We start from the raw sequence: 20,022 nt of genomic DNA, 5'->3' as shown, positions 1-20,022 counted from the left end.
TCAGCTCCGGGTGGCCGGGACGGCTGAGTCGTACAGGGCCGAGAGGGTCCCGAGGGCGGCCCGAAGCCCGGGCGGGCGGAGCATCCCCCGCGCCGAGCGGCCCGCCCAGCCCGGCCCGCCGAGCAGCACGGCCGGGTGACTGCGGGCCCCCTTGACTCCCCACCGGGTGTCCGCGACATGCCGGGCCAAAGGCAGGTCGGCCGTCGAACGCGTCTGGGCCCACAGCAGTACGGCCTTCGGGCCCAGCCGTCGTACGGCGGCGGTCAGCGCCTCCGTCGGAACCGCCGCGCCGAACATCCGGGTCGGCAGGCCGAGTTCGACCAGCGCCGCGTGCAGCGCCTCCAGCGCCAGGCTGTGCTGTTCGCCCGGGACGCACGCCAGCACCACCGGACCCGCGGCGGCGGCCTGCGTTCCCACGGGCCCGACCGGCGCGGTGGCCCGGTGCAGGGCACGTGAGATGTGCCAGGACAGCAGGTGTTCCACCTCCACGTAACGGTCGCCGGACGACTCCCACTTGCGTCCGACGGCGTGCAGGGTCGGCACCATCACCTCGTCCCAGGCGAGGACCACGCCGTAGCGCGCCACGAGGGAGGCCAGCTGGTCGCCCACGGTCGGTGCGTCGAGGCGGACCGCGGCGCGCGCGAGACCCCTGCACTCCTGACGGACGTCACCGAGCGGCAGCGCGCCGGCCGCCTGCGAACGATGCCCACCGGGACGGTCGTCTCCCCCGGGCTCCGGTTCGGGCCGACTCCGCCCGACGCCCTCCTGGGCGGTCCTGGCCGCCTCGGCGGGCGGTACCCCGGCCGCGGTCAGCCGGCACATCTCCTCGAGCATCGCCACGTCCTGCGGCGTCCAGCGGCGGTGCCGCCCGTCGGAACGCACCGCGGGCCCCACTCCGTACCTCCGGTCCCAGGAGCGCAGGGTCGTGGGCGACACCCCGAGGCGGCGGGCCAAGGACCCTGTCGTGACGCCCGCTTCGACGGGCCGCGCGGCCGCCTCCCGCCGCCGTGCCGGTTGGTTCTCGCCCATGCGGCGACTATACGACGCACAAACGATGCGAGTTGTCCGTCTTGTGCCTCGGTTCACACGATGGGGATCACCGGGCGCGGCGCGGGAAGCGCACGGTGACCGGGAGCCCGCCCGAACCGAGGAGCCGTGGCCATGACCGTGGATTCCATCACCGAGCAGTGCGTCGACGGGCGGTGCGAGGCGCTCTCCGACACGGATCTGGCCCAGGGCCTCGTGGACGGCGACGAGGAGTGTCTGACCGCCGCCTACCACCGCTGGGGAACCCTGGTGCAGACACTGGCCGGACGTTCGCTGGGCGACGCCCGGGAGGCCGAGGACGTCACCCAGCAGGTGTTCCTGGCCGCCTGGCAGGGCCGTCGGGGGTACCGCCCCGAGCGGGGCGCGTTCGTGGGCTGGCTCGTCGGCATCACCCGCCGCAAGATCGCCGACGCGCTCTCGGCGCGCACCCGCCGTACCGATCTGGTCGCCGCCGCCGGAGCCCTCCTCGGCCCGGTCGACGACACCCAGAGCCGCCCGGAGACCGTGCTCGACCGCGTCCTCCTGCGCGGCGAGCTCGCCAGACTTCCCGCGCCCCAGCGCCGGGTGCTGCACCTCGCGTTCTACGAGGACCTGACCCAGCCCCAGATCGCCCAGCGCACCGGCTGGCCACTGGGCACCGTCAAGAGCCACTCCCGGCGCGGACTGCACCAACTGCGCCGCTGTCTGCGCGCGCAGGCCGTCGGCTGAATGCCCGAACTCGCCCCCGCGAGCCGATCCGCCGGCAGCAGCGGGGCCCGGCCGGGGTGGACCGCGATCACGACGGAGTCGTTCCCGGACCTTCGGCCCCGCCCGCGTAGCGCGCCAGTTCCCACGGGTCGTGTGCGCTGAAGACCTCCACCTCGTCGCCGTGCAGCCGCACCAGTTCCCGCAGACGGGCATGGTTGCCGAGGCGCAGCGGCCGGTCCACCTCGGTGATCTGCTGGAGGACGTCCATGCCGGGGTGTCCCCGGGGGTGGTCGGGGTCGATCTCGTGGTGGAAGTAGTACGCGTCCCCGCAGTGCAGCAGCCGGCGATCACCGTCGGCGACGGCGATCGCACTGTGGCCGCGGGTGTGGCCGCCGAGCGGGACCAGCAGGATCTCGGCGTCCAAGCCCTCCAGCGGGCGCACGGCGTCGAAGCCGAACCACGCCTCGCCGTGCGGCCGCGCGTACGTCACCCAGTGCGGCCGGTGCGCCCACTGGGCGGGGCGGTAGCGGACGCGGTCCTCGGGGTGAGCCCCGGGGGCCGCCATCGCCGCGCGGTGTTCGGCCTCGCTGAGATGGACCTTGGCCCAGGGGAAATCGGGCAGTCCCCCGGCATGGTCGAGGTCGAGGTGGCTGAGGACGATGTGCCGGACGTCCTCCGGGCGGAAGCCGAGCCCGGTGACCTGGTGCAGGGCGGTCTCCGCGAGGTCGAGGACGGGCTGGGCCCGGCCGAGGAAGTCCGGGCCCAGGCTCTCCTCGGGCCGCGCCACGTCCTGCGTACCGATGCCGCTCTCGACGAGGACGAGCCCGTCCCGGTCGGTCTCCACGAGAAGACAGTGGCAGACCGCGGGAAGACTCCCCTCCTCGGTGCCGATCGTCCGCATGGAGCCGCAGTTCAGGTGATGGATCTTCACGGTGAGTCCCTTCGGTGGGTCGCTTCGCTGGATCGCTTCGATGGGGCCCTCGCACGCGCCCGGTACCGCCCGCTCACGGACCCGAGCACATAGCTACCGAACGATCGTCAGCTAATTGCGAACGGTCGTTAGGTTAAAGTGACGGCATGAGCCCCCGCAAGTCCGTTGCCGAAACCGCCGCCACGCGGAGCCGGATCATCGACAGCGCCCTGACGCTGGCCTCCACGGACGGCCTCGAAGGCCTCACCATCGGCCGCCTGGCGACCGATCTGGAGATGAGCAAGGCCGGAGTGATCGGCCACTTCGGCAGCAAGGAAGCGCTCCAACTCGCCGTTCTGGCCGCGGCCGTCGAGAGGTTCCGGCTACGCGTGCCGGCCCGTGCCGTCGGCGCCAGACCCGGCACGGAGCGGCTGACGCGCGCCTTCGACGAGTGGATCGACTACATGACGGAGGGTGAGGGGCACGGCGGCTGTTTCCTCACCTCGGTGGCGAGCGAGTTCGACGGCCGGCCCGGTCCGGTCCGCGACGCGGTGCTCGACGCGCTCGCCTCGTGGTCGGCATATGTCGCGGCGGAGTTGGGCACGGCGGTCGAGGCCCGCGAACTGCCGCCGCACACCGATGTGGAACAGCTCGCCTTCGAGCTCAACGGTGTGGCCCTGGCGGCCAATCAGTCCATCCAGCTCCATCGCGACCCACAGGCACCCACGCGGGCCCACCGCGCCGTCGCCCGCCTCCTCACCACCCCCTGACGATCGATCCCGCCCCGGCGGAGCAAAAAGCCACCTCTACACATAAAGAAGAAATAAGCGCACAATGAAAACAAGCGGCGCCAACCGCATACCGCGCCAGAAGCGGTCAGGCCTGCACAGAACGAAGGAGACGACTCATGGCCAACGTCTCGCACCCCAGAAGTGACATCACGACCCACCCCGATACATCCGAAATGCGGGAGCGGTATGACCGCATACTCGGTGGCCGCGATGTGGCGCTCGTCGACGGACCGGTGTTCCTGCTCGGTCTGTACTGCGCCGCGTCCCCATGGATACTCCACTACACGACGAGCCAGCCCGCCCTGGCGACACACAACCTCATCATGGGCATCGCCATAGGCCTGCTGGCCCTCGGATTCACCAGGGCCCCCGAAAGGATGTACGGCCTGAGCTGGGCCATCTGCGCGATGGGCGCGTGGATGATCATCTCACCGTGGGTGGTCGGAACCAGCCCGGACACCGGCGTCGTCATCAACAACATCATCATCGGCGCGTTGGCCGTGGTGCTCGGGGCGCTGTGCGCGGTCACGACGACAAGGAACACTCCTCGGGCGTAGGCCCGACGGACACCCTTCGGAGCGGTCCCGACGGACACTCCCGGGACCACCTCCGGAGGCCCCCCTACCCGGGCTCAGCCCCGCGAGTCGATGCCCGAGCTGAGCCCAGGCCCACGAAAGGAAACGGACAACCCCACAGGCCGGCCCGCCCACACGGACCGGCCTCCTTCACGCCCGCCCCGCACACATCCCGATCGGGGCAGCCGACCGGCCACGGACAGTTGCCCAGGTGATTGCTTGCGTGTTGGCGGGCCGAAGAGCCGCAGGTCTCTAGATACCCGCGCCGAGCGACCAGCTCGGGGTGCTGCCCGCGAGGCGGCAGGTGAGGAAGTAGAGCGGAATCGGCGGCGTGTACGGCGAGTCGCCCTCGGGCCGGTGGATCAGACGGGGGCGGTCGGACCGCGAGCGCAGCAGGGCCCGTGTCCAGGACGGGTCGGCCAGCCGGGCGCCCACCGCGTAGCTGGTGGAGGGCGGCCAGGTGACGCCTATGTGGGAGCCGGAGGGGACGATCCACCACCACCGCTCGTCGTCGGCGAAGACACAACCGACACGGGGCAGACAGTCCATGATCCGCTCCCCGTGTTCCGGGGAGGTGCCCACGGCGTCGTATCCCAGGCCGGCGGACAACTCGGCGGGTATCGCCAGTCGTGCCGGCGACTCGTGCGGCGGCGCGGTGGGGAGGTACATGCGCAGGCCGAGGACGGCGGGATACGGGCGCGGTTCGACGGCGGCGGTGTGATCGCGGCCGTCGGGGGCCAGGAGAGGGCCTCGGCCGTCGGGGGCCGGGAGACGGTCTTGGCCGTCGAGGGCGGAAAGGTGGTCGCCCGGGTGTCCGGCGGGCTGGTGATCGCGCAGGTCAGGAATGTGCTGTCGTTCCATCAGATAAAGATCCTTCGGCCGAGTGGGGGATGGGCCGGGCCATGGTCACGGTCGCCGGCGAGCCGGTCGACACGGTGTCTCCTCCCTTCGACGGCAGTACGGCCCAGACGATGCGCCCGGAGCCGTCGGCGGTGTCTTTGACGCCCCAGTCGCTGCTCAGGGCGCCGACCAGAAGGAGCCCTCGTCCACCCTGGTCGTCGGGCCCCGGCCTGCGCTGGGCCGGAAGGCTCCAGCCGCGGTGCTGGTCCTCGACCTCGATGTGGAGCCGCTCCTCGGCGATGTGGACCCTGCACACGATCCACTCGCTCGCCGTGTGCGTCAGCGCGTTGGTGACGAGCTCGGAGGTCACCAAAATCGCGTTGTCGCGGGTCTCGGCGTCGATGCCCCACTCGGTGAGCCACTCACGGACGTCTCTTCGGGCCATACCCACCGAGGCGGGGGCCGCGGGCAGGGCGAACACACCTGCCCGATGGGGATATTCGTCCCCTGGCGGTAGGCCTAAAGGCTGGGGGAGGGAGGGCGGGGTCATCGCCGTTCGCCTTTCGTCTGCCTTCGCACCACAAGTGGTGCCAATGCCGTCCCCCGTGGCCCCGCACTGCCGCGAGATGTACACAACTCGCCGCGCAGGACATCACGTTGCAACCCCGTCTCCCCCAACTGGGCCGCACAACCACTCCCTTCACCGGGCCAGGGACGATAGGACCACTGTGGCAGCTGCCAACAACACCTCGCAACCGACAAGTTGAAAATTGCAATGTGCCAGGTGCATGCTTCCCCCGTTGACGGATGATCGTGACAGACTGCGACCTCGAAGCCCGCTGTGAGGGGGTAAGGCGTGTCCACGGAGACCGACTGGGGCGGCGCCCCCTCCGTCTTGCGCATGATTCTCGGCAAGCAGCTCGAGGAGCTGCGCACCCAGGCCGGGCTGACATACGAGCAGGCGGGCGAGGCGATCGGCGTCAGCCACTCCACCATCCGCAGGATGGAAGCCGCCAAGGTGGCCCGGCTCCGGCTCACCGACGCCGAGAAGCTCCTCCAGACGTACGGCGTGACGGACCAGCAGGAGATCGACACCTTCCTGAAGTCGGTCCGCGAGGCCAACAAGCGCGGCTGGTGGCACACGTACCGCGATGTCCTGCCCGACTGGTTCGCGGCGTATCTGAGCCTGGAGCAGGCGGCCCTCCAGATCCGCGCGTACGAGGCGGAGTTCGTGCACGGGCTGCTGCAGACGGAGGCATACGCCCGCGCCCTGCTCGGCGCGGGCAATCCGCACGCCTCGGCCGAGGCGACCGAGCGCCGGGTCGCGCTGCGCATGCGCCGTCAGGAGCTGCTGTCCCGGCCCGCTCCGCCGCGCGTCTGGGTGGTGATGGACGAGACCGTGCTGAGGTGGCCGGTCGGCGGGCCCGAGGTGATGCGCGCGCAGATCGACCATCTGATCGCGGTCAACGAGCTCCCCCATGTGACCCTGCAGATCATGCCGTTCAGAAACGGCCCGCATCCGGCCATGCGGGCCGGCGCGTTCCATCTCTTCCGGTTCAGGGCACGCGAATTGCCGGACATCGTCTATCTGAGCGGTCTGGTGGGCGCCGTCTACCTCGACAAGGACGACGACGTCGTGGTGTACCGCGAGGCCCTGGACCGGCTGGGCGCACAGTCGGCGCCCGCCAGGAAGACCGAGGAACTTCTCGGTGCGATTCGCAAGGAGCTATGAGTGCACCACCACATACGCAACGGTATGCCGTCCCGGGAACTGGGCACGCAGGGCTGGTCCAAGCCGTGGAGCGACGACGCGGGCGGCGCCTGCGTCGAGGCGAAGAAACTGGGCGACGGCCGGATCGCGCTGCGTCAGTCCACCGATCCCGAAGGACCCGCCCTGGTTTTCACGCCCCGTGAAATGACGAGCTTTCTTGCGGGCGTCAAGGCGGGGGAGGCCGACTTCCTCCTCTGACAACCTTGTCTGATTCCTATGCCCTGTTCTTTCCCCCACGACGTTCTCGTTCCCCACGAAGTGATCTTTCCCCCACGAACCCCCGCTGTGCACCGACGACTTGATGGGAGGGGCGGCGTTGCCCGACAACGGATGGCCTGCCGACCGTATCGACACCGAGAGCGCACACTCCGCGCGCATCTACGACTACATCCTGGGCGGTAAGGACTACTACCCCGCCGACAAGGAGGCGGGCGACGCGATGGCGCGGGAGTGGCCCGCCCTGCCGATCCACATGAAAGCCAACCGCGACTGGATGAACCGCGCGGTGGCCTATCTGGCCAAGGAGGCGGGGATACGCCAGTTCCTCGACATCGGCACCGGCATCCCCACCTCCCCCAACCTCCATGAGATCGCCCAGTCGGTGGCCCCCGACTCCCGGGTCGTCTACGTGGACAACGACCCCATCGTCCTCACCCTGTCGCAGGGTTTACTGTCGAGCACCCCCGAGGGCAAGACCGCGTACGTCGAGGCGGACATGCTCGACCCGGCGACGATCCTGGGCGCGACGGAACTGCGCGACACCCTCGACCTCACCCAGCCGGTCGCCCTCACGGTGATCGCGATCGTCCACTTCGTCCTGGACGAGGACGACGCGGTCGGCATCGTCCGGCGTCTCCTGGAGCCCCTGCCCTCGGGCAGCTATCTGGCGATGTCGATCGGCACCGCCGAGTTCGCGCCCGACGAGGTGGCCCGCGTCGCCCGTGAGTACGCGGCCCGCAACATGCCCATGCGGCTTCGCACCCACGCGGAGGCCGAGGAGTTCTTCGAGGGCCTCGAACTCGTCGAGCCCGGCGTCGTCCAGGTCCACAAGTGGCACCCGGACGGCACGGAGACGGACATCCGCGACGAAGACATCGCGATGTATGGAGTGGTGGCCCGCAAGCCGTAGCCCGTCCGCTCCCCACCACCCGTGCCGCCGGTCCCACGCGAAAGGGGACGGCGGCACGGGTGTCCCTGCGGCTGCCAGGCGGTACGGACATTCTCGTCGGCCGATCGCCAGGGCCTGTCCGGCGGATCGTGCCGAAGACGCGGGGCTTGGCACGGCCCCCTGTGCCGATGAGGCACCGTCGCTTCCATCCGACGTGATCCGCCCGGACGGGCTCAGGCGTCCGCCGTGGAGTCCAGCAGGGCCGCGCACTCGGCCGCGAGGGCCACCATGCCGTACGTCCGGGCCACGCGCAGCGCCTCTCGCAGCAGTCCGGAGGCGTGGGCGGCGGCGCCGGGGCGGTCGGACCTGCGCAGCGCGCGGGCCTGGGCCAGCCGGAGGCGGGCCAGCTGGGGCTGGGAGGAGCGGACCGGTTCGGTCGCGGTGCGGAAGTGGGCGAGGGCGGTGTCCGGCTCTCCGGCGGCCAGGGCCAGCAGTCCGCGGGCGCGGGCGGTCGGTCCGATCAGCACGGTGGGCCAACCCGCGAGGGCGATCTGCTCGCCGTCGTGGGCGGCGAGCCGCTCCCGCAGGACCGGCAGTACCTGGCGCAGCTCGGCCTCGAATCCACCCCGGGCGTCGAGCGCGGCGCTCACCTCGGCGAGCAGCACCAGTGTGGGCACCGCCCATCCGGAGGGCGGGAACCGGCTGAAGCCGGCGGTGTCGTGGGCGAATCCGACGAGCCGGTCCGCCCCTTCGGCGTACTGACCCGTCTCGCACAGCGCGAGCGCGAGTCCCGCCCGCCAGACGGGGAAGTAGCCGTGCCGTTCGACGGTGTCGGCCAGACCGGAGGCGAACAGGTCCGCCATCCGGCCCTGTTCGCGCAGCAGCCAGTAGGCCTGGCCGAGGCGGGTCTGGTGCAGGTTGTCGGCGGGGACGGCCAGATCGGCGGGTAATCGCTCGACGAACGTCAGCGCGTCTCCGAAGATCCAGCCCGCGGCCTTGTCGAACCGGCCGTGCCACAGGTCGAGCAGGGCGTCCAGGGTGTGCTGCTGCCAGGTGGTCAGCACGCCGCGGGTGTCCGCGGCGTGCTTGCGGTACTGGTTCGCCGTGGCCAGCGCGCTGTACACCTTGCCGGCCCGCAGCTGGTCGAGGGCCACGGCCATGAGCGCCTCGCCGCGGAAGTAGGCCGAGCCGTGCCGGGCCGCGGCGTCCCGCAGGCGTTCGGAGAGCGTCAGGGACTCGGCGGTGGACATGAAGTCGTACAGTCCCCACCGGCATTCGGTGAGCACCTCGCAGGCCACCTCGTCGTCCTTGCCGTCCACGGACAGCCTGCGCAGCGTGCTGCGGGCCAGCCGTGCGCCCTGCTCCGGGCCCGCCTGGCCGGCGGCGGTGTCCTGGCTGACCGCCATGGACAGCTTCTTCGCCAGATGCGCGTTGAGCCTGAGGCGCAGTCCGGCGGCCTCGACGCTCCCGTCGTCGCCCAGCGCGGCCAGGCTCTCCCTGATCAGCTGGAGCAGTTCGTGGTCGACCTGCCCGGGGTCCGACCAGCGGCGGGCCATCCTGATGACGGCCTCCGCCCGTGCCGTCGGATCCGCCTCGGCGCGCGCGTACGCCGCGCGGTAGAGCCGGTCCGCCTCGCGCATGTCCCCGGCGGTGTGGCTGAGGTCGCCGCGCCGCAGCAGCCGGTCGAACTGGTCCCGTTGCCGGGCGGCGGGGGAACCTCCCCTGCCCGCACCGGACTTGACCAGTTTGGCCGCCCGCTCCCCCGGGCCCGGGCCGATCGTCTTCGAGATCCGCTCGGTGGACGGATCGGGAACCAGGGCGAGCAGCGCGCCCTTCGCCTCCAGCCGTTCGTCGCACAGCTGCGCAAGCTCGTGCGTGACACGGCGCTGGCCCGTCTCGATTCTGCTCAGAAAGCTGCGACTGCAGTGCACCTCTTCGGCCAGCTCGCTCAGTGACTTGCCGGCCGCCGTCCGACGTCGGCGCAGCTCTGCGCCGAACGCGTTCTCTTCGATCGCCATCCTCCCAACGGCCCGCTCCCCGCCCTGTGTTGCCAGAAAGCGTTGGCAACAGCCGACCGCTCCACGTCGCCGCGGAAACCCACCACTCTGTCTGTGAGCGAGCTTACAGCGAGCAAGGGTGCGAGCACCGGCGGACAGGAGCACTGGTCATGGGATCGGACGAAGCCAAGGTGGTGGCGGCCGTCGACTTCGGCACGCACGGCACCGGCTTCGCCTGGACGGTGCGAACGCCGCTCAACGACGATCCGCTGACCAGGCGGGTCCAGTTCTTCACCCGGTTCCCCGGCCGGCAGCTGGACAGTCCGAAGAACCTGACCGCGATCCTGGTGACGGACGGCGGGGACACGGTCGCCTGGGGCCACGAGGCGCGCGCTCGGTGGGTCGAGGCCCTGGCGAAGGGGGAGACCGAAGGGCTCGGCTACGCCTACGCCTTCAAGACGGCGCTCAAGAGCGGCGGTTCGATGGCGGACCTGCCGATCACGGGCGGCTTCGTCGACCGCTGCGACCGCGGTCTGATACGGGAACTGGTCACCGCCTACCTCAAGGAGATCCGCGAACTGGCGACCGCGGAGATCAAGAGGATGACGTACACGGAACGAGAGGTCCGCTGGTGCATCACCGTCCCCGCGATCTGGGACGACGAGGACAAGGCGGTGCTGCGGCGGCTGGCCGTGGACGCGGGGTTCCCCGGTGATCCCGAGCGGCTGCTGCTGGCCATCGAGCCGGAGGCGGCGGCCCTGTACTGCCATCTGCGGATGCCCGACGCCGCCTCGGGTCCGCACCGGCGGGCCCGGCTGCCCCTGCACCTCGACGGCTTCCGGTCCGTGGTCGTCGACTGCGGCGGCGGCACGGTCGACATCACGGCGTACGAGTCGCACGGCGACGCCGGTCCGTCCATCGCGCTGCGCGAGATCGGCCTCGCCACCGGTGGGTGGCTGGGTTCGGAATACGTCAACCAGGCCTTCCTCGACAAGACGCTCGGCGACCGCTTCGGTCCTGCGGCCCTGAAGCGGATCGAACGGGATCACCCCGGCGAGCTGCTCAAGCTGTCCGGGCAGTGGGAGCGGGCCAAGGCGACGGTGGAACTGGACCAGGAGGCGGATCCGGTCGCCCGTGTGCTGGACCCGGTGCGGATCGAGGTTCCGGTCACCGTGTGGGAGCTCCTGGACGAGCAGGTGCGGGCGCGGCTGACACTCGACGCCGCCGGGCTGCCGCGGCAGATCGTCCTGCCTCCCGAGGAGGTGGAGGGGCTGCTCGACGAGCGGGTGGACGGCATCCTGGACAAGGTCGCGGAGCAGCTCGCGACCATCGGCCGGACCAGTGGCGTGGGCGCGGAGCCGGAGACCCTGGTCCTGGTCGGCGGATTCGCCCGCTCCCCGTGGCTGCGCGAGCGGATGCGGGCTCGCTTCGGCGAGCGGCACCGCATCCTCGTCCCGCCGGACCCAGCCCTCGCGGTCCTGGAGGGCGCCGTCCACTTCGCCTACCGGCCGGACGTGTTCGTCTCCCGGCAGGCCAAGTACACCTACGGCTTCGAGACGGCCAAGCCCTTCGAGGAGGGGGTCGACTCCACGATGCGCATGTACCGCGACGACGAGGGCGACCTCCTGTGTGTCGGCCGCTTCGGTGTCGCGGTCCGGCGCCTGGACAGTGTGCGGGTGAACGACGCCCACCCCTTCCGGATCGTGCCGGTCCGCGAGGACCAGGACGAGCTGGACGTACGCCTGTACCGCTCCGCGAAGGCCGATCCCCGGTACGTCGACGAGGACGGGTCCGAGGAGATCGGCCGGCTGACCGTCGATCTGTCCGGCACCGTCGGCAGACCGCTGCGGGAGCGTCCGATCATGCTGCTGTTCTACTTCGGCGCCGCCGAACTCCGGGTCGAGGTGTTCGACCCCGCCACCGGAGAGACCAGCCGGGTCTCCGTCGACTTCGACCGCGTATAGCCATGGCCTACCGCCCCGAAGGAGGAGACGTGCTGTTCAACCGCGACAAGGGCAAGCGGCCGCAGGAAGTGAGCATCAGGCTGGACGGCTTGGACACCCTGGAGTCGCGGATCCGGAAGCTGGAGGCCGCCGCGGACGACCAGCGGGCCGCGCTCGCCGCGCTCGACCCGCTGGGTGACCGGCTGATCGAGTTGAGGATGCGCCAAGAACGCGCGGAGGAACGGGCCCGGACGCTGGAGACGGCCGTCGCGGACGCCCGCCGCGCGCTCGACGAGCAGGGCGAGGCGCTGGACCTGGTGCGGGTCACCCAGGTGGCGGGGCGGGACGATCTCACTCGTGAGGACTTTCTCGTCCACTACGAACTCGCCCAGCGGTTGCGGGCGTTGTACACCCAGCGGATGCCCGATCTGATCCAGCCGCGGCTGACGGCGGAGCGCCCCCATGATGCCGTACGGCGCCAGGCGCAGTTGATCAGCCGGCTGTGCGTGGTGCTGTTCGGCCCCGACGAGCAGGGTGGGCTCGGCGAGCCCGACCTCGCCGCACTGGCCCGCATCGCCACCGACGCCGGGGTGGTGGGGCTCGACGCGCGCCACCAGCGGCTGTTGGAGCGGGTCGGCACGGAGGCCGCCCATCTGTTCCGGGCCATGAGCGGCAGTGGCCATGCCACCCACTTCGACTTCGCGGTGGAGTCCGGCGCCCCGGCGGATCCGGAGCAACACGCTCTCTGGCCCTCGTGCGAGGCCGGGCGCCCCGTCGCCTTCGTGGTGTGTCCGGGATACCGGGCGGCGGACCGCCGGCTGCTGGAGACCTTCGTCTACACCGAGGCCGAGGGCTGACGCCGGGGGTTTCGTTCGATGTGCTGTCCGGCCCCCGGGTCCGGGTCGGACAGAAGGATTTCGGTCCGGGGCGCGCGGGGGGCGCTCCGGCCCGGAAGGCCACAGGGCCCGAGGGGGGACCGGGTTGGGGGACCCGGGGGAAGGGGAGCGGAGTCGCCGCATCGGCTCCGCTCCCCTTCCGATGCGCGTGTCGTCCGATATCCGTGCCTTCCGATGCGCGCGTCCCGGCCGCCGATAATCGCTGGCCGGGGGCGCATCCGGTCGTTCACACTCGCGCGGTGACAAGAACTGTGAGTGCGCGGGTGACTTCGGGTGACGAGTTCCTCGGGAGCGCGGGGCCGTTCGCCGTGGACGTTCCCTGGTGGTCCGAAGTGGGTCCGGTCGTCGGGTGGTTGGAGGGACTGCTCGGGGTGCCCGTGCTGGTACTTCGTCTGCTGGACGTGGTGGGGGGTGCGGGCGGGCGGGATGGCCATGTGACGTACCACGTCGAGGCGTTGGAGCGTCCGGTGAGCGGTCTGCTGGGTCAACGACCCTTCGAACCAGGGACGTTGGACGGCTCCGAGGCGCTCAGGTCGCCGTGGGCCCGGGCGGAAGGGCTGCGCGAGCTGCTCGACTGGGCGGCCGGGGAGCTGGCTTCGGCGGGGCGGCCGGTGAACGGTCCGGTCGTGCAGCGGCGTACCTGGAATCTGGCCGGGCTCTTTCGTCTGCCCACCGCGCGTGGTCCGGTCTGGCTCAAGGCGACACCGCGCTTCGCGGCGGACGAGGCCGCCGTCATCGCCGCGTTCGCGGGGGTCGACCCGGGGCTCGTTCCCCCGCTCCTCGGCGCGGGTGAGCGGCGCGTCCTGATGGAGCACGTTCCCGGTGAGGACTGTTGGGGGGCCTCGCCGGAGACGGTCGGTGCGGCGATGGAGCGGTTCGTCGGCGCGCAGGCCGCGGTCGCCTCCGGGGGTTCGGGTGAGAGCGGCTTCGTGGCGGGGGTGCGGGACTGGCGTGCGCCGGTTCTCGAGGTGGCGGTTCGTGATCTGCTCGACGGGCCCCTCGCGCAGGAGTTGACCGAGCGGGAGGTGCGGGGAGCGCGGGAGTTGGCCGGGCGGTGGGAGCTTCTGTCGGAGTGCGGGCTGCCCGACACGCTGGTGCACGGCGACTTCCACCCCGGGAACTGGCGCAGCGACGGTGGGGCGCCCGTCGTGATGGACTTCGCCGATGCCTATGGGGGCAATCCGGTGCTCGACGGTCTGCGCGTCCAGGGTTTCCTTCCCGAGTCGGGTCGTGCGGCGGCCGCCCGGGCCTGGGTGGCGGCCTGGAAATCGCGGGTGCCCGGCAGTGACCCGGCTCGGGCGCTCGACCTCGCCGGGCCACTGGCCCACCTCACGTACGCCGTCCGGTATCAGGAGTTCCTGGACGGCATCGAGCCCTCGGAGCGGCCCTACCACCGGGGGGATCCGGCGGACGAGGTCCGGGCGGCGTTGCGTTGCGCGGGGATCGGGGGGTGACGGGCGCCGACGCAGTCGTGGGTGGGTCGGGGCCGTGCCGTTACGTCGAGCCCGTCGCCGCCGGATCAGGCGTTGCCCCATAGGGAGCCGTTTCCAGATCCGAGCGTGAGCGACGGGCTCGCGGCGTACCGGCACGGCCCCTTCCGTGCGTCGTCGGGTGCGGGCGGTGGGCTGTTCAGGCTCCGGCGGGCTCCGGGTCCGGGGTCGAGGGGGTCAGGTACTCCTCCTTGATCTCCTTCGGGCCGAAGGGCCACACCTTTTCCAGGTTCGCCCAGATGACGAAGGCGACGCAGCCCAGGGCCACCCAGGCCAGGGACCATTCGATGGGGTGGCGGCCCGGGGAGTTCTTGTCGGCGTAGCCGTAGATCGTGAGCCAGCCGACGAGGGCGAGGAGGCTGGGGATCGGGTAGAGCCACATCTTGTAGGGGCGGTGGAGGGTGGGCTGGCGCTTGCGCAGGACGGAGAGGGCGACGATCTGGGCCAGGGCCTGGACGATCACCATGACGGTGGTGAGGAGTTGGATCAGGGTGGCCAGGTCGGTGTGGCGGCCGATGAGGAAGCCGATCGCCGTGATGACGCCCATGGTCGCCAGGCCCAGCATCGGGAAACGGTGCTTGGGGTGCAGCTTGGCGTACGGGCGGAAGAAGACGCGGTCGCGGGCGGCGTCGTAGGGGACGCGCGAGCCGCCGAGGAGTCCGGTGAAGACCGAGGCGAACGCGGTGATGAGGATGAGGATCGTGACCGTGTCGGCGGCTCCCTTGCCCCAGGTCTTTTCGAGGACGGCCGAGGCGACGGAGGTGGAGGCGATGTCCGTCGGATCGGTCATGCGGTGCCAGTCGATGACGCCGAGCGTGCCGATCTGGAGGAGGAGGTAGATCGCCATGATGCCGAGGATGGAGAAGACGATGGAGCGGGGCAGGGTGCGGCCCGGATCCTTGATCTCGGCGCCCATGTACGCGGTGGTGTTGTAGCCCAGGTAGTCGTAGATGCCGATGGTCAGGCCCGCGGCGAAGCCGATCCAGAAGTGGCTGCTGGTCAGTTCGAAGGCGTGTGCCGGGTAGGTGAAGGCCAGATGGGCGCTGAAGTCGGTGGCCGCCGCGATGATCACCAGGAAAACCGAGGTGATCATGACCGCCCACATGACCGCCGTGATGCGGGCGATGTGTTCGATTCCGCGCCACAGGAGCAGCACCACGAGGGCGACCACGGCCAGGCCGATGAGGTCGCCCGTCGTCTTGCCCATATCGGGGGCCAGGTAGCCGAGGTACTGGACGAAGCCGACCACGCCGGTGGACATGATCAGAGGGATGAAGAGCATGGCCGTCCAGACGAACAGGAACGGCATGAGGCGTCCGGTGCGGTACTGGAAGGCCTGGCGGAGATACACGTAACTGCCGCCGGAGCCGGGCATGGACGCGCCCAGTTCGGCCCAGATCAGGCCGTCCGCGAGGGCCAGCAGCGCGCCCGCGACGAAGCCGATGATCGCCTGCGGGCCGCCGAACGCGGCGACCATCAGCGGGATCGTCACGAACGGGCCGATGCCGCACATCTGGCTCATGTTGATGGCGGTGGCCTGGAACAGGCCGACGCGGCGGACGAAACCGCCGGTGGGTGGCGGGCTACCGGACATAGGGGTCTCCTGATATCGGGACGCGGGGAGGCGGGCTCCCCTTCGGCCGGCCCGGCGAGGCTGACTGGGCGATAAAGTTAAGGAGACTTACTAGATGCGTCAAGAGGGTACAAGGCATGCGTGAGAATGGTGCGATGCCCGCCAGCGACGCCATAGCGCAGCCCGAACAGCCCTGGAACCGGCAGCGGCTGCGCAGTACCAACGAGCGACTGCTGCTCGACCGGCTGCGTACGGGCGGCGCCGCCTCACGGGCTCAGCTCGCCCGGGAGACGGGGCTGTCCAAGCCGACGGTCTCCAGCGCGCTCGCGGCACTGGAGGAGGCGGGGCTGGTGCGTGAGGCGGGCACTCACGCACCCGAGCGCGGCCGGGTGGCGGTGCTCTACGCCCCGGATCCCGCGGCCGGGTACGCGCTGGGCATCGACATCGGGCGCAGCTGGCTGCGGGTGGCGGTCGCCGATCTGGACGGCGGCGTGGTCGCACGCGCCGATGTGCGCAATCGGGCGCGCAGTTCGGGCGCCATGGCCGACCTCGTCGTCTCCACCGCCCGTCAGGTCGTGGCCAACTCCGGTGCGGGAGCTCACGAGGTGGCGCACGCGGTGGTGGGCACGCCGGGCGTGTACGACGAGGAACGGCGCCGGGTGCGGTACGCGATGCATCTGCCCGGGTGGGGCCGTGCGGGGCTGTTCGACCGGATGCGCGAGGAGCTGGGCATCCCGCTGGAGGTGCACAACGACGCGAACCTCGCGGCGCTCGGTGAGTACACGTACGGCGTCGGCGCGGGCAGCCGGCTGTTCACGTACATCCTGATCGGCACCGGTCTCGGCATGGGCGTGGTGAGCGAGGGGCGGCTGTTCACGGGGGCGCGCGGCGGGGCCGGGGAGATCGGGTTCCTGCCGTGGCCGGGGCTGCAGAAGCCGGAGACGCTGGAGGACGCGGTGTCGGGGGAGGCCGTCGTCGAGGCCGCGCGGCAGTTCGGCATGACCGGCCAGCTCACGGCCAAGGCCGTGTTCGACGCGGCGCGCGCGGGGGACTCCGCCGCGGTGCGGGCGGTACGGCTGGAGGGCGAGCGGATCGCCTACACGGTGGCCGCGGCCGCCGCGGTGCTCGATCCCGATCTGGTGGTGCTCGGTGGCGGCGTGGGCCACAGCATCGACCTGCTGCTGCGGCCCGTGCGCGAGACCCTGCGTACGCTCACGCCCCTGCGTCCGAAGATCGTGCCGAGTCGGCTGGGCGAGGACGCGGTTCTGCTGGGCGCGGTGGCGACGGCCCTCGGTACCGCGAGGGACGTGGTGTTCGAGCGACGCTCGGCGTCCTGAACCGGGCACTCGCCTTCGGTGATTGACACGGATTGCTCGGCCGCCTAGCTTGTGCGCCAGTTAGTAAAGTTTCCTAACTTGCAGACCCGGCTCGCGCCTCCTTGCTCCTGCCTTGCTCATGCCTCGCAGTGCCGACATGCAGTCTCGTAGCGCGGATGCTCCCCACCCCCAAGGAGACCACCGTGTTCCATCGCCCTGCCCCAGGACGGCGTTCCGCCACGGCCGCCGTCGCCCTGTGCCTCCTGTGCACCCTCTCCACCAGCGCGTGGGCCGGGTCCCGGAGCGCCGGACCCGACGCGCCCGTACACGTGCCGGTCACCCCGGTGCCCGCCACCGCGGGCAGCACCACCGCGCTGTCCGGGTACGCGATCCAGTCGACGGCCAAGGTCACGGACGCGGCGTCCGACGTCTCGAGCCCGGGCTATCCGGCGAGCGGCTGGTACCCCGCGGGTTCCCGCTCCACCGTCCTCGCGGCGCTGCTCGCGGACGGGAAGTACGCCGACCCGTTCTTCTCGACCAACCAGCAGAAGATCCCCAAGACCGACTTCCAGGTCCCCTGGTGGTATCGCTCGGACTTCACGGTCGCCGACACCACCGAACGCAGCTACCTGGACTTCAGCGGGGTGATCTCGGCGGCCGACGTCTACGTCAACGGCAAGCAGGTCGCCACCGCCGCCGATGTCACGGGCGCCTACACGCGGCACGAACTCGACATCACCTCGCTGGTGCGGTCGGGCACGAACACGGTCGCCTTCCGCATCCGGCCCAACGAGCCCAACAAGCACCTGACCATGGGCTGGTTGGACTGGCTCCAGCCCCCGCCCGACCAGAACATGGGCATCGTGCGTGACGTTCTCGTCCGCCGGGGCGGTCCGGTCGCACTGCGCGACGCGCACGTCGTCACCGAGCTCGCCGTCCCCTCGCTCGCCTCCGCGGACCTGACGGTCAAGGCACAGGCCCGCAACGAGACGAGCGCTCCCGTCACGGCGACGGTGTCCGGCAGCATCGGCTCGGACGCCTCCTTCAGCAAAACCGTTTCGCTCGCCGCGCACGAGACGAAGACCGTCACCTTCTCCCCCGCCGACACCCCCGGCCTGCAGCTGAGCGCGCCGAAGGTGTGGTGGCCCGCGGGCATGGGCGGACAGCCGCTGTACGGCCTCGACCTGACGGCCTCCGTCGGCGGCACCGCCTCGGACACCGCGCACGAGGACTTCGGCATCCGTGAGGTGAAGGCGCCCCTCAACTCCGACGGCGCCCGGCAGTACAGCGTCAACGGCCGCAGGCTGCTCATCAAGGGCGGGGGCTGGTCCCCGGACGAGTTCCTGCGCTGGGACCGGACGTATGTCGAGGACCGGCTGAAGTACGCGCTCGACCTCGGCCTCAACACCATCCGCCTCGAGGGCCACATCGAGCCGGACGAGTTCTTCGACCTCGCCGACCGGTACGGCATCCTCACACTGCCCGGCTGGGAATGCTGCGACAAGTGGGAGGGGAACGTCAACGGCAGCGAGGCCGGCGACAAGTGGACCGCGGCCGACTACCCCGTGGCCAAGGCGTCGATGGCCGCCGAGGCCGCCCGGCTGCGCGACCACCCGAGCGTCATCTCCTTCCTCATCGGCAGCGACTTCGCGCCGGACGCGACGATCGAGAAGAACTACCTCGACGCGTTGGCCGCCGCCGACTGGCCGAACCCCGTGGTCGCCGCCGCCTCCGACAAGTCCTCCCCGGTCAGCGGCAGTTCGGGCATGAAGATGACCGGTCCCTACGACTGGATCCCGCCGAACTACTGGTACGCCAAGCGCGAGGGCGGCGCCACCGGCTTCAACTCCGAGACCAGCGCGGGCCCCGACATCCCCACCCTCGACACCCTGCGCCGCATGATGTCCCCCGCCGAGCTGGACACCCTGTGGAAGAGCCCGACCACGAAGCAGTACCACCGCTCACCGTCGTCGACCTTCGGCACGCTCAAGCTGTACGACGCCGCGCTCGCGGGACGGTACGGAGTGCCGAGCGGCCTGACCGACTACGTGCGCAAGGCGCAGCTCGCCCAGTACGAGAACGTACGCGCGCAGTACGAGGCGTACGGGCGCAACGCCACCGACTCCGCCAAGCCCGCGACCGGGGTCGTCTACTGGATGTTCAACAGCGGATGGACGTCGCTGCACTGGCAGTTGATGGACCGTTACCTCGACCAGGGCGGTGCCTACTTCGGGGCCAGGAAGGCGAACGAGCCGCTGCACATCCAGTACTCCTACGACACCCGTTCGATCGTCGTCGTGAACAACCGGCACGCCGCCGCGTCCGGACTCACGGCCCGGGTCACGCTCTTCAACACCGACGGCACGCAGAAGTACGACGGGACCGCGACCGGGGTGGACGTGGGCGGGGACGGCGCCCACAGCACTCCCCTCACCGTGCCGTCCTCCGTGAGCGGACTGTCGACGGCCTATCTGGCACGCCTCGTCCTCACCGATGCCGAGGGCAAGGAGGTCAGCCGCAACGTCTACTGGCTGTCCACCAAGTCCGACACCCTCGACTGGGCCAAGACCGACTGGTACTACACGCCGACGACGAGCTACGCGGACCTCAAGGGGCTCGACTCCATGGCACAGGTCCCGGTTTCGGCGACGGCTTCGACCTCGGCCGGCGTGGACGGCGCTTCGATGACCACGGTCACGCTGCGGAACACCGGGACCGGCAGGACGCCGTCGCTGCTGACCGACGTGCACCTCGTGGACTCGGCCGGCAAGCCCGTCCTGCCCGTCCAGTGGTCCGACAACCAGGTCAGCCTGTGGCCCGGCGAGTCCACGACGCTCACCGCCACCTACCGCACGGCCGATCTGCACGGTTCGGTGCCCCGGGTACGGGTCTCGGGATGGAACACGCCGGAGACGACCGTCCCGGCGGCCGACACCGAATCCGACCGACACGGAGAGTGACTTTCACCCGCGCTTCTTATGCATTATGACCTGAATAGTCATATGCCGACGGTATGTCGCTACCGCTTTCGTCACGGAGAGTCGAATAGCGTGACGGCCGTCGCGCCGATCGAACACC

17 protein-coding genes are annotated in these 20,022 nt (G+C 70.7%); 11 read left to right on the top strand and 6 right to left on the bottom strand.

Going from position 1 to position 20,022, the window contains the following annotated elements:
- Positions 1–1,029: a MerR family transcriptional regulator gene (locus ACIRA5_RS31285; protein WP_403696291.1), complete on the bottom strand. Its 1,029-nt coding sequence runs from the start codon at positions 1,027–1,029 to the stop codon at positions 1–3.
- 132 nt (positions 1,030–1,161) lie between these two features.
- Between ACIRA5_RS31285 and ACIRA5_RS31280 the strand changes: the two genes are divergently transcribed.
- Positions 1,162–1,755 carry a sigma-70 family RNA polymerase sigma factor gene (locus ACIRA5_RS31280; protein WP_403696289.1) on the top strand — a complete coding sequence of 198 codons (594 nt, stop codon included), beginning with the start codon at positions 1,162–1,164 and terminating at the stop codon, positions 1,753–1,755.
- A 67-nt stretch (positions 1,756–1,822) separates the two neighbouring features.
- Here the strand turns inward: ACIRA5_RS31280 and ACIRA5_RS31275 are convergent, their stop codons facing one another.
- Positions 1,823–2,665 carry an MBL fold metallo-hydrolase gene (locus ACIRA5_RS31275; RefSeq protein ID WP_403696286.1) on the bottom strand — a complete coding sequence of 281 codons (843 nt, stop codon included), beginning with the start codon at positions 2,663–2,665 and terminating at the stop codon, positions 1,823–1,825.
- 146 nt (positions 2,666–2,811) lie between these two features.
- On the opposite strand from ACIRA5_RS31275, the gene ACIRA5_RS31270 reads away from it, so the two are divergent.
- Positions 2,812–3,414 carry a TetR/AcrR family transcriptional regulator gene (locus tag ACIRA5_RS31270; RefSeq protein WP_403696283.1) on the top strand — a complete coding sequence of 201 codons (603 nt, stop codon included), beginning with the start codon at positions 2,812–2,814 and terminating at the stop codon, positions 3,412–3,414.
- A gap of 137 nt (positions 3,415–3,551) precedes the next feature.
- On the top strand, positions 3,552–3,992 hold the full coding sequence (locus tag ACIRA5_RS31265) for an SPW repeat protein (RefSeq protein ID WP_403696280.1): 441 nt from the start codon (positions 3,552–3,554) through the stop codon (positions 3,990–3,992).
- 270 nt (positions 3,993–4,262) lie between these two features.
- Here the strand turns inward: ACIRA5_RS31265 and ACIRA5_RS31260 are convergent, their stop codons facing one another.
- Together ACIRA5_RS31260 and ACIRA5_RS31255 are read right to left on the bottom strand one after the other, a co-directional pair.
- Complete coding sequence (locus ACIRA5_RS31260; RefSeq protein ID WP_403696277.1) at positions 4,263–4,871, bottom strand: hypothetical protein; 609 nt, start codon at positions 4,869–4,871, stop codon at positions 4,263–4,265.
- Positions 4,849–5,331, bottom strand: coding sequence for an ATP-binding protein (locus ACIRA5_RS31255; RefSeq protein WP_403696276.1), 483 nt, complete (start codon positions 5,329–5,331; stop codon positions 4,849–4,851). Before ACIRA5_RS31255 ends, ACIRA5_RS31260 begins: the two co-directional genes overlap by 23 nt.
- A gap of 375 nt (positions 5,332–5,706) precedes the next feature.
- On the opposite strand from ACIRA5_RS31255, the gene ACIRA5_RS31250 reads away from it, so the two are divergent.
- The 3 genes from ACIRA5_RS31250 to ACIRA5_RS31240 all read left to right on the top strand — a co-directional run bounded on the left by ACIRA5_RS31250 (position 5,707) and on the right by ACIRA5_RS31240 (position 7,750).
- Complete coding sequence (locus ACIRA5_RS31250; protein ID WP_403696273.1) at positions 5,707–6,582, top strand: helix-turn-helix domain-containing protein; 876 nt, start codon at positions 5,707–5,709, stop codon at positions 6,580–6,582.
- A gap of 24 nt (positions 6,583–6,606) precedes the next feature.
- Complete coding sequence (locus ACIRA5_RS31245; protein WP_054233852.1) at positions 6,607–6,819, top strand: DUF397 domain-containing protein; 213 nt, start codon at positions 6,607–6,609, stop codon at positions 6,817–6,819.
- Positions 6,820–6,937: 118 nt separating this feature from the next.
- Positions 6,938–7,750, top strand: coding sequence for an SAM-dependent methyltransferase (locus ACIRA5_RS31240; protein ID WP_403696271.1), 813 nt, complete (start codon positions 6,938–6,940; stop codon positions 7,748–7,750).
- 212 nt (positions 7,751–7,962) lie between these two features.
- Here ACIRA5_RS31240 and ACIRA5_RS31235 read toward each other — a convergent pair whose 3' ends face one another.
- Complete coding sequence (locus tag ACIRA5_RS31235; protein ID WP_403696269.1) at positions 7,963–9,747, bottom strand: helix-turn-helix domain-containing protein; 1,785 nt, start codon at positions 9,745–9,747, stop codon at positions 7,963–7,965.
- A gap of 149 nt (positions 9,748–9,896) precedes the next feature.
- Between ACIRA5_RS31235 and ACIRA5_RS31230 the strand changes: the two genes are divergently transcribed.
- The 3 genes from ACIRA5_RS31230 to ACIRA5_RS31220 all read left to right on the top strand — a co-directional run bounded on the left by ACIRA5_RS31230 (position 9,897) and on the right by ACIRA5_RS31220 (position 14,019).
- On the top strand, positions 9,897–11,690 hold the full coding sequence (locus ACIRA5_RS31230; RefSeq protein ID WP_403696266.1) for an Hsp70 family protein: 1,794 nt from the start codon (positions 9,897–9,899) through the stop codon (positions 11,688–11,690).
- A 29-nt stretch (positions 11,691–11,719) separates the two neighbouring features.
- Complete coding sequence (locus ACIRA5_RS31225) at positions 11,720–12,526, top strand: hypothetical protein (protein WP_403696263.1); 807 nt, start codon at positions 11,720–11,722, stop codon at positions 12,524–12,526.
- A 278-nt stretch (positions 12,527–12,804) separates the two neighbouring features.
- Positions 12,805–14,019, top strand: a complete 1,215-nt coding sequence (locus tag ACIRA5_RS31220) for an aminoglycoside phosphotransferase family protein (RefSeq protein WP_403696260.1) — start codon at positions 12,805–12,807, stop codon at positions 14,017–14,019.
- Between the two features lie 175 nt (positions 14,020–14,194).
- Here the strand turns inward: ACIRA5_RS31220 and ACIRA5_RS31215 are convergent, their stop codons facing one another.
- Positions 14,195–15,649 (bottom strand): APC family permease, encoded by a 1,455-nt coding sequence (locus ACIRA5_RS31215; protein ID WP_403696257.1) that lies wholly within the window; start codon positions 15,647–15,649, stop codon positions 14,195–14,197.
- Positions 15,650–15,783: 134 nt separating this feature from the next.
- Between ACIRA5_RS31215 and ACIRA5_RS31210 the strand changes: the two genes are divergently transcribed.
- Together ACIRA5_RS31210 and ACIRA5_RS31205 are read left to right on the top strand one after the other, a co-directional pair.
- Positions 15,784–16,965, top strand: coding sequence for an ROK family protein (locus tag ACIRA5_RS31210; RefSeq protein ID WP_403696254.1), 1,182 nt, complete (start codon positions 15,784–15,786; stop codon positions 16,963–16,965).
- A 182-nt stretch (positions 16,966–17,147) separates the two neighbouring features.
- Positions 17,148–19,904, top strand: a complete 2,757-nt coding sequence (locus ACIRA5_RS31205) for a glycosyl hydrolase 2 galactose-binding domain-containing protein (protein ID WP_403696251.1) — start codon at positions 17,148–17,150, stop codon at positions 19,902–19,904.
- The last annotated feature ends 118 nt before the right edge of the window (positions 19,905–20,022 follow it).

This window comes from Streptomyces sp. NPDC096311, from assembly GCF_044763085.1.
Taxonomy (GTDB): domain Bacteria; phylum Actinomycetota; class Actinomycetes; order Streptomycetales; family Streptomycetaceae; genus Streptomyces.
This window is presented reverse-complemented; position numbering and strand designations above follow the sequence as displayed.